The 12,045-nt window shown below is 62.5% G+C and carries 9 protein-coding genes; 7 read left to right on the top strand and 2 right to left on the bottom strand.

The features are described from left to right. Positions 1 to 162 precede the first annotated feature (162 nt). The 7 genes from ACJ8OK_RS05535 (at position 163) to ACJ8OK_RS05505 (ending at position 10,078) form a co-directional block, all read left to right on the top strand. Positions 163 to 732, top strand: a complete 570-nt coding sequence (locus tag ACJ8OK_RS05535) for a DJ-1/PfpI family protein (RefSeq protein WP_033633016.1) — start codon at positions 163 to 165, stop codon at positions 730 to 732. 182 nt (positions 733 to 914) lie between these two features. Further along, positions 915 to 2,075 (top strand): efflux RND transporter periplasmic adaptor subunit, encoded by a 1,161-nt coding sequence (locus ACJ8OK_RS05530; protein ID WP_274519002.1) that lies wholly within the window; start codon positions 915 to 917, stop codon positions 2,073 to 2,075. Continuing rightward, a complete protein-coding gene (locus ACJ8OK_RS05525) occupies positions 2,072 to 5,245 on the top strand; it encodes an efflux RND transporter permease subunit (RefSeq protein WP_261440779.1) in 3,174 nt (1,057 codons plus the stop codon). The genes ACJ8OK_RS05530 and ACJ8OK_RS05525 overlap by 4 nt, the downstream gene beginning before the upstream one ends. Beyond that, positions 5,229 to 6,707 carry an efflux transporter outer membrane subunit gene (locus ACJ8OK_RS05520; RefSeq protein WP_280598275.1) on the top strand — a complete coding sequence of 493 codons (1,479 nt, stop codon included), beginning with the start codon at positions 5,229 to 5,231 and terminating at the stop codon, positions 6,705 to 6,707. Before ACJ8OK_RS05525 ends, ACJ8OK_RS05520 begins: the two co-directional genes overlap by 17 nt. 61 nt (positions 6,708 to 6,768) lie before the next feature. After that, positions 6,769 to 9,324, top strand: coding sequence for a heavy metal translocating P-type ATPase (locus ACJ8OK_RS05515; RefSeq protein WP_442530430.1), 2,556 nt, complete (start codon positions 6,769 to 6,771; stop codon positions 9,322 to 9,324). A gap of 12 nt (positions 9,325 to 9,336) precedes the next feature. Then, positions 9,337 to 9,807 carry a Cu(I)-responsive transcriptional regulator gene (gene cueR / locus ACJ8OK_RS05510; protein ID WP_048323535.1) on the top strand — a complete coding sequence of 157 codons (471 nt, stop codon included), beginning with the start codon at positions 9,337 to 9,339 and terminating at the stop codon, positions 9,805 to 9,807. Between the two features lie 70 nt (positions 9,808 to 9,877). Continuing rightward, the gene (locus tag ACJ8OK_RS05505) at positions 9,878 to 10,078 is read left to right on the top strand and encodes a heavy-metal-associated domain-containing protein (RefSeq protein WP_048323538.1); all 201 of its coding nucleotides are present in this window, start codon (positions 9,878 to 9,880) and stop codon (positions 10,076 to 10,078) included. A 14-nt stretch (positions 10,079 to 10,092) separates the two neighbouring features. On the opposite strand, the gene ACJ8OK_RS05500 is transcribed toward ACJ8OK_RS05505, so the two are convergent. Together ACJ8OK_RS05500 and ACJ8OK_RS05495 are read right to left on the bottom strand one after the other, a co-directional pair. Beyond that, positions 10,093 to 10,446 (bottom strand): DUF1493 family protein, encoded by a 354-nt coding sequence (locus ACJ8OK_RS05500; protein WP_004937980.1) that lies wholly within the window; start codon positions 10,444 to 10,446, stop codon positions 10,093 to 10,095. Positions 10,447 to 10,601: 155 nt separating this feature from the next. Continuing rightward, on the bottom strand, positions 10,602 to 12,044 hold the full coding sequence (locus tag ACJ8OK_RS05495) for an efflux transporter outer membrane subunit (RefSeq protein WP_060559684.1): 1,443 nt from the start codon (positions 12,042 to 12,044) through the stop codon (positions 10,602 to 10,604). Position 12,045 lies beyond the last annotated feature (1 nt).

Raw genomic sequence — 12,045 nt, 5'->3', positions numbered from 1 at the left:
ACTGATTAGATCGCCAAGATAATTATGGCCTTTATTCTTACCAAGAAAGTCAACTCAATTTTTACGCTTTTGTATCCTGTATTCCACAGCACTTTGCGGTTCGCATTCCAAGGGGGGCTGGGCTATACCTTAGGCATTCCCCCTCCTGCAGGAGTTGTGATCATGAGCAAGAAAAAGATCCTGATGCTGGTCGGCGACTACGCCGAAGATTACGAAACCATGGTGCCGTTTCAGGCATTGCAGATGATCGGCCATTGGGTGGACGCCGTGTGCCCCGGCAAAGCCGTCGGCGACTATATCCAGACCGCGATCCACGATTTTGACGGCGCGCAGACCTACAGCGAGAAACCCGGCCACCGTTTCACCCTGAACGCCGACTTCGCCGCCGCCAAAGAAGAGCACTACGATGCGCTCTTGATCCCCGGCGGTCGGGCGCCGGAATACCTGCGTCTGAACCCCGACGTGATCGCGCTGGTACAGGCGTTTGACGCCGCGAAAAAACCGATCGCCGCCGTTTGCCACGGCCCGCAGCTGCTGGCGGCGGCCGGAGTGTTGAAAGGCCGCACCTGCAGCGCCTACCCGGCCTGCGCGCCTGAGGTGCGGCTCGGCGGCGGTCATTATGCGGAGATCGGCATCGATCAGGCGCACGTCGACGGCAATCTGGTCACCGCCCCGGCCTGGCCGGCGCATCCGCAGTGGCTGGCGAAGTTCGCCGAGGTACTGCAGCAATAAACGCGCAACCTCGTACCGCTCTTGCGGCACGAGGTTATTGTCACTCGTCATGCGGGTATCAGCGACCGCACTATCGCCCCGCCCTAAATCGCTTGACCTTGCCAACGTTGGAAGCCGGATAACGCAGGATGAGCTGCTGCTACGCAGTAAATTCCACAGTCGACGTCGGTAGAAAAGGTCAAATGATGAAAGCTAAAACTCTCCTCTCGACGGCAGCGGCGGTAAGCATCGCTTTCGCCGTCGCCGGGTGCAACGACAGCGCACCGTCCGCCACCGCACCGCCGCCACCTGCCGTACCGGTGGCCGAGGTGCTGGTGCGTCCGGTCACCCCTTTTGTCGAATTCAGCGGTTCCCTGACCGCCGTCCAGCGCGTTGAGCTGCGGCCGCGGGTCGCCGGGTACATACAGGCCGTGAACGTCCCTGAAGGGCGCGTCATTGAAAAAGGCCATCCGCTATTTCGTATCGATCCGCGGCCCTTCCAGGCGGCGCTGGACGCTGCAGCGGCGCGACTGCAAGAGGCCGAAGCCACCGCTACGCTCGCCCAGGCCGACTTTGCGCGCGCCCGAACGCTGTTCAACCAAAAAGTCATCGCCCGCGAGCCTTTCGATGCCGCCACTGCCGCGATGAATGTGAGTAAGGCGCGGGTCAACGCGGCAAAGGCGGCGTTGACGGCGGCGCAATTGGACATGACGTTTACGCGCGTCACCGCGCCAATCGCCGGGCGCGTCGGGCGGACGCTCATCACCGAAGGCAACTATGTCGCCAGCGGCATCACGGCGCTCACCACCATCGTTTCCGTCAACCCACTCCACGTCTACTTTGACGTCGATGAACGCACCTATTTGCAATCGCTGGCCGCCTGGCGCGATAAGACGGCAACGCATGAGATCAAGGTCATGACGGCGTTGATCGGCGACAAAACGTACTCACGTCCCGGCCGCGTCGACTTTATCGCCAATGCTGCCGAACGGACGACCGGCACGGTACGCCTGCGCGCGGTAATCGATAACCCCGATGGACGGCTGTCCCCGGGGCTGTTCGCCAAGATCAAGCTGGAAACCGGCGCACCACAGGCGAAGGTGTTGATTGCCGATCGGTCAATTGGCACCGATCAAAGCCGTCGTTATGTCCTGGTCGTCGATAAAAACAACAAGACCGAATACCGCCCGGTAGAACTTGGCCCGGTTGTTGATGGGATGCGCGTGATAGAGCGAGGGCTGCAACCGGGAGAACGCATCGTGGTGAAAGGGCTGGTGCGCCCCGGCATGGCGGTCACCCCCCGCCCTACGATGATTGACGGCACGCCGGCGACACAACCGAACACGATGGGAGATGCGACATGACATTTCCCCGCTTCTTCATCAAACGCCCGATCTTCGCCATTGTTCTTTCCATCTTGACGTTGATCGCCGGCATCGTGGCGCTGTTCCAATTGCCGCTGAGCGAATATCCGGCGGTCACGCCGCCCACCGTCCAAGTGACCGCCTTTTACCCCGGCGCCAACCCGAAAGTGATCGCGGAAACGGTGGCCACGCCGCTGGAGCAAGCCATCACCGGCGTTGAAGGCATGCTTTATATGTCTTCACAGGCGGCGACCGACGGCCGAATGACGTTGACCGTCACGTTTGCGCAAGGAACGAATGCCGACATGGCGCAGATCCAGGTGCAAAACCGGGTGGCGCGCGCGTTACCCCGGTTGCCTGCAGAGGTGCAGCATCAGGGCGTGGTGACGCAGAAAACCTCACCGGACATCCTGATGGTGGTGCATCTTCTGTCGCCCGACCAACGCTACGATCCGCTGTATATCTCGAATTACGCTTACCTGCAGGTTCGTGATGAGCTGTCCCGTATTCCGGGTGTCAGCGATGTCCAGGTTTGGGGAGCCGGCGAATACAGCATGCGGCTCTGGCTGGATCCGGATCTGATCGCCGCACGCGGGCTAACCGCCGGCGATGTGATCGCTGCGGTGCGCGAGCAAAACGTGCAGGTGGCGGCCGGTTCCGTCGGTCAGGCGCCCGACTCCAATGCCGCATTTCAGGTTACGGTCAATACCCTGGGGCGGCTGGCCGATGAGAAACAGTTTGGCGATATCATCATCCGCACCGGCAGCGACGGCCAGGTGACCCGCTTGAGCGACGTCGCCCGTATAGAAATGGGCGCCGATGCGTATGCGCTGCGCAGCCTGCTCGACGGCGAGCCGGCCGTCGCGCTGCAAATCATTCAGAGCCCGGGCGCCAACGCGCTGGACGTCGCTCGGGCAGTCAGAGCGACCGTCAAACGCCTGGAAAGCGACTTCCCTGCCGGGCTCAGCTCACGAATCGCCTATGATCCGACGGTTTTCGTGCAGGCATCGCTCGAATCGGTGGTGACGACCCTGCTGGAGGCGATCCTGCTGGTGGTGATCGTGGTGGTAGTGTTCCTGCGTAGCTGGCGAGCCTCGCTCATTCCGCTGCTCGCGGTGCCGGTCTCGCTGGTCGGCACGTTCGCCATCATGCATTTGATGGGCTTCTCGCTCAATACGCTGTCCCTGTTCGGTTTGGTGTTGTCTATCGGTATCGTCGTCGATGACGCTATTGTGGTGGTAGAGAATGTCGAACGGCACATCGAAAACGGTAAAACGCCGCAGCAAGCCGCACGGCTCGCCATGGATGAAGTCACCGGGCCGATCATCGCCATCACCTCGGTGCTGGCCGCTGTGTTCATTCCAACGGCGTTCCTGAGCGGTTTACAAGGGGAATTTTACCGTCAGTTCGCATTGACTATCGCCATTTCTACCCTGCTGTCGGCGCTCAATTCCCTGACGCTCAGCCCGGCGCTGGCCGGCTTGCTGCTGCGGCCGCATCCGGCGGAACATCGCGCTCCCGGCCGTATTCAGCGTATCGTGCAAGCCGCCGCCCGGCCTTTCCAACGCGCGCCGGACGCGTATGCCAATGCCGTGCGTAAAACGGTGCGCGTCAGCGGCGTGGCGCTGGCCATTTACGGCGGGCTGCTCGTTCTGACGTTTTTCGGCTTCCAGGCCGTACCGCCGGGCTTCGTGCCCATGCAGGATAAGTATTATCTCGTCGGCATCGCCCAATTGCCCAACTCGGCCTCGCTGGATCGCACCGATGCGGTCGTTAAACAGATGTCGAAGATCGCGCTGGCGGAACCCGGGGTGGAAAGCGTCGTGGCCTTTCCGGGACTGTCTATCAACGGCTTCGTCAATGTGCCGAACGCCGCCGTGATGTTCGTCATGCTCGATCCGTTTAAAGAACGCGCCACGCCCGATCTGGCCGCGTCAGCCATCGCTGGTCGGCTGCAGGCGAAGTTCGCCGACATTCCCGATGGTTTCCTCGGCGTATTTCCGCCACCGCCCGTCCCCGGTCTCGGCGCCACCGGCGGATTCAAGATGCAGGTGGAAGATCGCGGCGGCGCGGGGCTTGAGTCTCTGGTTGAGCACACGCGGCTCCTGATGGTGAAAGCCACCGAATCGGGACAGATCGCCGGTCTGATGACCAGCCTGGACATCAATGCGCCGCAACTTGATGTGGTTATCGACCGTACGCAGGCGAAAAGTCAGGGTGTCAGCCTGGCGGATGTGTTCGAGTCGCTTCAAATCTACCTCGGCTCGCTTTACATCAACGACTTCAACCGATTCGGCCGCACTTACAAGGTGACCGCCCAGGCCGATGCCAACCATCGCATGCAAGCGGAAGCCATCGGCCGACTGCAGGTGCGCAACGCGGCCGGTGACATGCTGCCGCTGTCTTCCTTTGTTACCGTGACGCCCGGCTCCGGCCCGGATCGCATCATCCGTTACAACGGCTACCCATCGGCCGATATCTCGGGCGGCGCGGCGATAGGTGTCAGTTCCGGTCAAGCGGTGGCCTTGATGGAGCAACTGGCAAAAGAGACGCTGCCGGAAGGCATGACCGTCGAATGGACCGATCTCACCTATCAGCAAAAGCTCGCGGGCAACGCGGCGCTGTTCATTTTCCCACTGTGCGTACTGCTCGCTTATCTCATTCTGGCCACGCAATACAACAGCTGGCTGCTGCCTTTGGCCGTACTGCTGATCGTGCCGATGTGTCTGTTGAGCGCCATGATTGGCGTCTGGCTGTTGGGGGGCGACAACAACGTTTTCGTGCAAATAGGCCTCATTGTGCTGGTCGGTTTGGCCGCCAAAAACGCCATCCTGATCGTCGAGTTTGCCCGCAGTCTGGAGGATGAAGGTGCAAACACGCTCGAGGCGGTGATTAAGGCTTGCCGACTGCGGCTAAGACCGATCGTGATGACTTCGATCGCGTTTATTGCCGGCGTCATTCCGTTGATCTTCGCCAGCGGTGCGGGTGCGGAAATGCGCCATGCCATGGGGGTTGCAGTATTCGCCGGCATGCTGGGCGTGACCTTGTTCGGCCTGTTCCTGACACCGGTGTTTTATGTGGTGATCCGCGGCCTGACGGCGCGATTCGAGCAATACCGTACCAAAGGCAAAGCCAGCGTAAGGAGCGAGTCTGATGAGAAATCTTCGTAGAACCTTTTTATTGCCGCTGAGTGCGATCGCCTTGTTAACCGGGTGTGCGGCGGTCGGTCCAGATTACTCGCCGCCCGCCCCCCGGCCTCTCTCCGGCTTCGGCCCATCGCCGGCGGGACTCGGCGCCGGCGATGTCGAGATCGCATGGTGGCGCATCTTCGACGATCCGGCGCTCACCGAATTGATTCGGCGCGCGTTGGCGGCGAACCATGATGTCGGCATCGCCGTCGCCCGGTTGGACGAAGCCAAGGCCCTGTTGCGTGAACAACGGCAGGATTTCCTGCCGCGCGGCGACGTCGCGTTGAGTTATGAGACGCGTCGACGGGGGGAGGCAGAAAAAATGGCCGCTCAGCCGCGCCAGGCGGAAACCTACCGCGGCGCGCTTGACGCCGCATGGGAAATCGACCTCTTTGGGCGCGTTCGGCGCTCGGTTGAACTCGCTCAGGCGCAGGCGGGAAGCCGTGAAGCACTGCTGCGGGGCGTTCAGGCGGGCGTCGCCGCCGAAGTGGCCGCCACCTGGTTCGAACTGCGCGGTGTTGAGGCCGAACTTAAGGTGGTCGCCGACATCAACCAAAGCCAGCGTGAAAGCCTGGCGCAGGTTGAAAGACAAATGCGTGCCGGCGTCGCCAGCGAAGTTGACCGATTGCGCGCCGAGGCGCTCTTGCTCAGCGTCGAAGCGACGACGCCGGAACTGGAACGCCGCCGATCCGCCGCCGTCAACGTATTGGCGACGCTGCTTGGCGAAACGCCCCAAACATTCCGTCCTCCGGCCACCGAACGGGGGAGTCAGCTGCCTGCGCTGCGGACTATCGCCGTGGGTACGCCCGGCGCCCTGCTTGCCCGGCGCGCCGACATTGCGGCGGCGGAGCGGGAGCTGGCCGCGGCCACCGCCCGGATTGGCGTTGAAACAGCGGATCTCTACCCGCACGTTGAGGCGCGAGGCTCGATCGGACTGGTCGCCGGCAATCTCGATGCGATAAATGGCGCCGGCGTGCTGTCCGGCTTCATCGCGCCAATCATTCGTTGGTCATTTCTTGATATCGGCCGCGTGCGCGCCCGGATCGCCGCCAGCGAGGCGCAGGCGCGACAGGCGTTATTGATTTATGACCAGACGGTGCTGCGTGCGCTGCGTGAAACGGATGATGCCTTCAAAGCCTACGTCGAAGCGGCCGACCTGCTTGCGCTGCGGTTGCTCGAAGCGGCGTCGAACCGCGAAGCGGCGAGGCTCTCCCGGCTGCGCTTTGCGGCGGGTCAGGGCATTTACCTGGAGGTTCTCGAAGCCGAACGGGCCGACTTCAGCAGTCGGCGGGCTGTGGCGCACGCACGCACCCGGCAACGGCTTGCCGTGGTGAGCATCTATAAAGCGCTCGGTGGTGGCTGGGAAGTGTGCGCAACGGCGATGAGCGACTGCCGCGGCGCAGGTAATTCGTCCATAGCGAAAAAAGTTGACGGTAAACCTTGACCTTCCCGCGATGGGAAGCTCTAGCCTTTTGATACCCGTTACTCTTTTAAGGGCTCGTAACATGAACGCATCCAATACCCACTTACCTCAACCTTCGTCCGCGCGTCTGAGCCTGCCGGTTGCAGGCATGACGTGCGCCTCGTGCGTCGGGCGCGTCGAGCGTGCCTTGAGCGCGATTCAGGGCGTACAGGCGGCCACGGTCAATCTCGCGACCGAACGCGCCGACATCACGTTCAACGGACAGGCCGATCCGCAGGCCGCCGTTCGCGCTATTGAAGGCGCCGGCTATACGGTGCGAGAGGAAACCGTCGAACTGGCGATCGAAAACATGACCTGCGCCTCCTGTGTCGGCCGGGTGGAGAAAGCGTTGGCCCAGGTTGCCGGCGTGATCGAGGCCAATGTCAACCTGGCGACCGAACGCGCGCGGGTGCGCTATCTCGCAGGCACCGTATCCGCAGGCGATCTGGAAGCCGCCGTCACCCGTGCCGGCTATACGTCTCGTCGCTTGACGGCGGATAGCGCCAGCGCGGACGACCAGGCCGCCGAACAGCGCGAAAACGAGGCGCGCGCGTTGCGGCGCGCCCTGTTCGGCGCCGCCCTGTTTACCCTGCCGGTATTCCTGTTGGAAATGGGCTCGCACCTCATTCCCGCCATACATGAGTGGGTCATGCAGGTGTTGGGCGCGCAGACGAGCTGGTATATCCAGTTTGTCCTCACCACCTTGGTTTTATTTGGCCCCGGCCTGCGCTTCTTCCGCAAAGGCGTTCCGGCGCTGCTGCGCGGCGCTCCCGATATGAACTCGCTGGTTGCGGTCGGCACGGCGGCGGCTTACGGCTATTCGCTGGTCGCCACCTTCGCCCCCGAGGTGTTGCCGCAGGGCACCGCCAACGTCTATTTCGAGGCCGCCGCCGTCATCGTCACGCTGATCCTGCTCGGACGCGTGCTGGAGGCACGCGCCAAGGGGCGCACCTCGCAGGCCATCAAACGGCTCGTCGGCCTTCAACCCAAGGTCGCGCGCGTCCAGCGGCATGGCGGAACGGTCGAAATCCCTCTCGAGCAGGTGGTTACCGGCGATGTGGTGTTCGTCCGGCCGGGGGAGAAAATCGCGGTGGATGGCGAGGTCATCGAAGGCGCGTCTTATGTCGATGAAAGCATGATCACCGGTGAACCGGTGCCGGTCGAGAAAATCGTGGGGGCCGACGTGGTCGGCGGCACCATCAACAAAACCGGCGCGTTCAGTTTCCGGGCGACAAAAGTCGGCGCGAATACCGTCCTGGCGCAAATCATCCGACTGGTGGAAGAAGCGCAGGGTTCCAAGCTGCCGATTCAGGCGTTGGTCGATAAGGTTACCATGTGGTTCGTTCCTGCGGTGATGGCCGCTGCGGCGCTGACGTTCCTGGTCTGGCTGGTTCTCGGCCCCACCCCGGCGCTGACGTTCGCACTGGTCAATGCGGTCGCTGTGCTGATCATCGCCTGCCCTTGCGCCATGGGTCTTGCGACGCCAACCTCGATCATGGTCGGCACCGGGCGCGCCGCCGAACTGGGCGTATTGTTCCGCAAAGGTGAGGCTCTGCAGGCGCTGCGCGATGTCAGCGTTATCGCTCTCGATAAAACCGGTACGCTGACCAAAGGCCGCCCGGAGCTGACCGACCTCGAACCCGCAGAGGGCTTCGACTATGACGAGGTGTTGGCCCTGGTCGCCGCGGTCGAGACGCGATCCGAACACCCCATCGCCGAAGCGATCGTCGCGGCGGCAAAACAGCGTGATCTCACGCTCGCCATCGTCGACAGTTTTGATGCCGTACCGGGTTTCGGCGTCTCGGCCAACCTCGGCGGCCGGGCGGTTTCCGTCGGCGCGGATCGCTTCATGACACAACTCGGGCTTGATGTGACAAGTTTTCGGCCCGTCGCCGAACGCCTCGGCGCCCAAGGGAAAAGCCCGCTTTATGCCGCCATCGACGGCCGTTTGGCTGCGGTGATCGCCGTTGCCGATCCGATTAAGGAAACATCGCCGGAAGCCATCGCGGCATTGCATGCGCTCGGGCTCAAGGTTGCGATGATCACCGGCGACAACGCCGCAACGGCGGCGGCGATCGCCCGGCAACTGGGGATTGATGAAATCGCGGCCGAAGTGCTCCCCGAGGGCAAGGTGGCGGCGTTGAAATCCTTCCGCAGTAGCGGCGCGAAAGTCGCCTTCGTCGGCGACGGCATCAACGATGCGCCTGCGCTGGCGGAAGCGGACGTTGGGTTGGCTATCGGCACAGGCACCGATGTGGCGATAGAAGCGGCCGACGTGGTGTTGATGTCGGGCGATCTGCGCGGCGTAGCGAACGCCATTGCGCTCAGCCAGGCGACGATCCGCAACATCCAGCAGAACCTGTTTTGGGCCTTCGCCTACAACGCCATACTGATCCCGGTGGCGGCGGGCCTGCTCTATCCGTTGAACGGCACGTTGCTTTCACCGATCTTCGCCGCCGCCGCGATGGCGCTTTCCAGCGTCTTCGTTCTTGGCAATGCGCTGCGGCTAAAACGTTTTCACGCGCCGATGGCCGTCGAGAGCCGCGCTGCAGCGGTGGCAGAAGCAGCGCACCCCACCGGGATATCGGCATCATCGTAACAGGAGGACAGGATGAATATCGGACAAGCCGCCAAATTATCCGGCGTTTCGGCGAAGATGATTCGCTATTACGAGCAAATAGGCCTGATCCCGAGAGCGGCTCGCTCCGATGCGGGATATCGCCACTACGGTATGCCTGAGGTGCATAGCCTGCGTTTTATCCGGCGTTCACGCGACCTGGGTTTTTCCGTTGAACAGATATCTGCATTGCTGCTGCTGTGGCATGACCGCGAACGCGCCAGCGCTGATGTTAAAGCCGTAGCGCTGTCGCATATCGCGGTGCTGAAAACCAAGATTGCTGAACTGCAGTCGATGGCGCAAACGCTGGAACGCCTTGCCGGCCATTGCCGCGGCAATGCGCGCCCCGACTGCCCTATTCTGGCCGATTTGGCGGAGCCGGAAACCGCCGCCATACCGCGCCAAACGCCGCGTTTCGGGTTGATGCGCGAGCCGAAACCACGGCGGCTGCGTGAATCGCCGTAAAAAGAGTTTGCCCCTGCCATGCTGGCAAGCTTTACCGTTATCAAACACCGTAATCGACGAGGAGAGTAAAATGATTCGTTTTCATATTCCAACCATGACCTGCGGCGGCTGCGCCAAATCCGTCACCCGGACGCTGCTGAGCGTTGACCCGCAGGCTCGCATTCAAACCGAGCCGGCCAAACGGGAAGTGCTCATCGAGAGTCTGTTGCACAGCGATACCTTCATCGCCGCGCTGGACGAAGCCGGTTTTCCTCCGGCCGAGGCGGATTAAGCGCTGCATCAGGCTTAGCGCAATTGTTCGATCAGAAAATGGATGTCGTACAGCCAGCGTTTGGCGCGCGCGGAGCGCACCAGCATAGACACGCACAGCGGCCGAGTGTGTTCTTTACAGGCGGAGGGAGAAAACCAGCGCCCGGTATTGCTCGGCGGCTGGAAATACAGCTCGTGGTTATAGTTGCCGCTGTCGACGCCGAAGGTGTCGAAGTAGCGGCGCATCAGCGTGTTGGAGTCGCTGAACGACAGATTGAGCACGGTATTAATCTCGGTTTCCGGGGTGATGGCCACGCCCTTCTGCAGCCGCCCTGATGCGTTGAAGGCGGCGATAAGCGCGATGACCTGTTGCTGAATGTCTTCTGCCATGACGACCTCGAGCCGATATGAAGAAAAAGTGAGTGCAATTATCTGTCTGACTCTGCCCGCCGCGGCGAGTTCGGGCCGCCGCGCGGGTTTTCCGTTTCTTTACACTTTCCATAAAAAACGCGCGCAGCCAAACGCTCGGCGCGCGCGGTCGAAGGTTAGCGGCTGAGCGTCGTCTTGTCGGCGATGACGCCATCCCCCTGGCGCTCGGCGGCAACCCCGCCGCCCAACACTTTATACAGGGTCGCCTGATTGTCGTACGCCGTCTGCTGCGCGGCGATCAGCGACTGCTGCGCCGTATACAGCGTGCGCTGCGCGTCCAGCACGGTCAGATAGCTGTCCACACCCTGGCGGTAGCGCAGTTCGGCCAGACGATAATATTGCTGCGCCGCCGCCACATAGCCGGTTTGCGCCGCCAGCTGTTCCCGCAGCGTGGCTTTGCGCGCCAGCGCGTCGGCGGTTTCCTGAAATGCCGTCTGCACCGCTTTCTCATAGGTGGCGACATACAGCTCTCTCTGCGCTTTGCTGTAGTTCAGTTGCGACGTGTTATAGCCGCCGCTGAAAATCGGCAGGCTGATGCTCGGGGCGAATGACCAAACGCCCGCGCCGTGGCTGAACAGCGACGAGAGTTCACCGCTGCCCACCCCGCCGCTGGCGGTCAGGCTGATCGACGGGAAGAACGCCGCCCGCGCCGAGCCGATATTGGCGTTGGCGGATTTCAGGTTATGCTCCGCCTGCAGTACGTCCGGCCGCGTCAGCAGCACCTGCGAAGAAACCCCGGCCGGCAGGTCGCGCATGATCCCGCCCAACGCGTCGATGCCGCCGGGCAGCAGGTTTTCCGGCACGCTTTGCCCCACCGCTAAATCCAGCGCGTTTTTCGCCTGCGCGGCGCCGGTCGCATAGCTGGCGGCGTCCGATCGCGCCTGTTGATAAACGGTCTCCGCCGACGCCACGTCGACCAGCGACGAGATGCCGTGCTGCTGGTTTTTGCGCGTCACCTCCAGCGACCGTTTGGCGCTTTCCATCGTCTGCTGCGCCACCGCCAGATTGCTGCGCTCGGCCGCCACCGCCACCCAGTCGGTGACGATGTCGGCGATCAACGTCAGGCGGGTGCTTTTCGCCGCCTCCGAGTTCGCCAGATAGGTTTCGAACGCCGCCCGCGACAGGCTGGCGTTTTTGCCGAACAGATCCAGCTCAAAGGCGCTGACGCCGGCCTGCGCTTCGTAACTCTGGCTGATGGCGGTGGCATTGCCGTTGCCGGTCAGCGAACGCCCGCGACTGCCGTCTGCGGTGGCGTTGATCGTCGGCAACAGCGCTGCCCGCTGCTCACCGTACAGCGCGCGCGCCGAGGCGATATTGGCGATCGCCTCGCGCAGATCGCGGCTGCTGCTCAGCCCCATCGCCACCACCTGGCGCAGCCTGGCGTCCTGCACATAGTCGCGCCAGGCGACGTCCGGGTAGCTCAACGCCTGCTTGCCGGCGGCCTCGCCCTGCGGCAGGTTGGCGGGCACCGGCGCCGCCGGGCGCTGGTAGTGCGGATCCAGCGACAGACACCCGCTCAGCAGCAGCGGTAAAGTTAACATCATGACTCGTTGCAACACG

This window comes from Serratia sp. CY71090 (assembly GCF_052166845.1).
Classification (GTDB): Bacteria; Pseudomonadota; Gammaproteobacteria; order Enterobacterales; family Enterobacteriaceae; genus Serratia; species Serratia nematodiphila.
Note: the sequence above shows the minus strand (reverse complement) of the source record. Positions and strands in the feature narration are given on the sequence as shown.

Bases quoted from the DNA above. Each gene is read 5' to 3' on its own strand.
- ACJ8OK_RS05505 (WP_048323538.1), top strand. From the start codon at position 9,878: ATGATTCGTTTTCATATTCCAACCATGACCTGCGGCGGCTGCGCCAAA.
- ACJ8OK_RS05520 (WP_280598275.1), top strand. From the start codon at position 5,229: ATGAGAAATCTTCGTAGAACCTTTTTATTGCCGCTGAGTGCGATCGCC.
- cueR (WP_048323535.1), top strand. From the start codon at position 9,337: ATGAATATCGGACAAGCCGCCAAATTATCCGGCGTTTCGGCGAAGATG.
- ACJ8OK_RS05530 (WP_274519002.1), top strand. From the start codon at position 915: ATGATGAAAGCTAAAACTCTCCTCTCGACGGCAGCGGCGGTAAGCATC.
- ACJ8OK_RS05515 (WP_442530430.1), top strand. From the start codon at position 6,769: ATGAACGCATCCAATACCCACTTACCTCAACCTTCGTCCGCGCGTCTG.
- ACJ8OK_RS05500 (WP_004937980.1), bottom strand. From the start codon at position 10,446: ATGGCAGAAGACATTCAGCAACAGGTCATCGCGCTTATCGCCGCCTTC.
- ACJ8OK_RS05525 (WP_261440779.1), top strand. From the start codon at position 2,072: ATGACATTTCCCCGCTTCTTCATCAAACGCCCGATCTTCGCCATTGTT.
- ACJ8OK_RS05535 (WP_033633016.1), top strand. From the start codon at position 163: ATGAGCAAGAAAAAGATCCTGATGCTGGTCGGCGACTACGCCGAAGAT.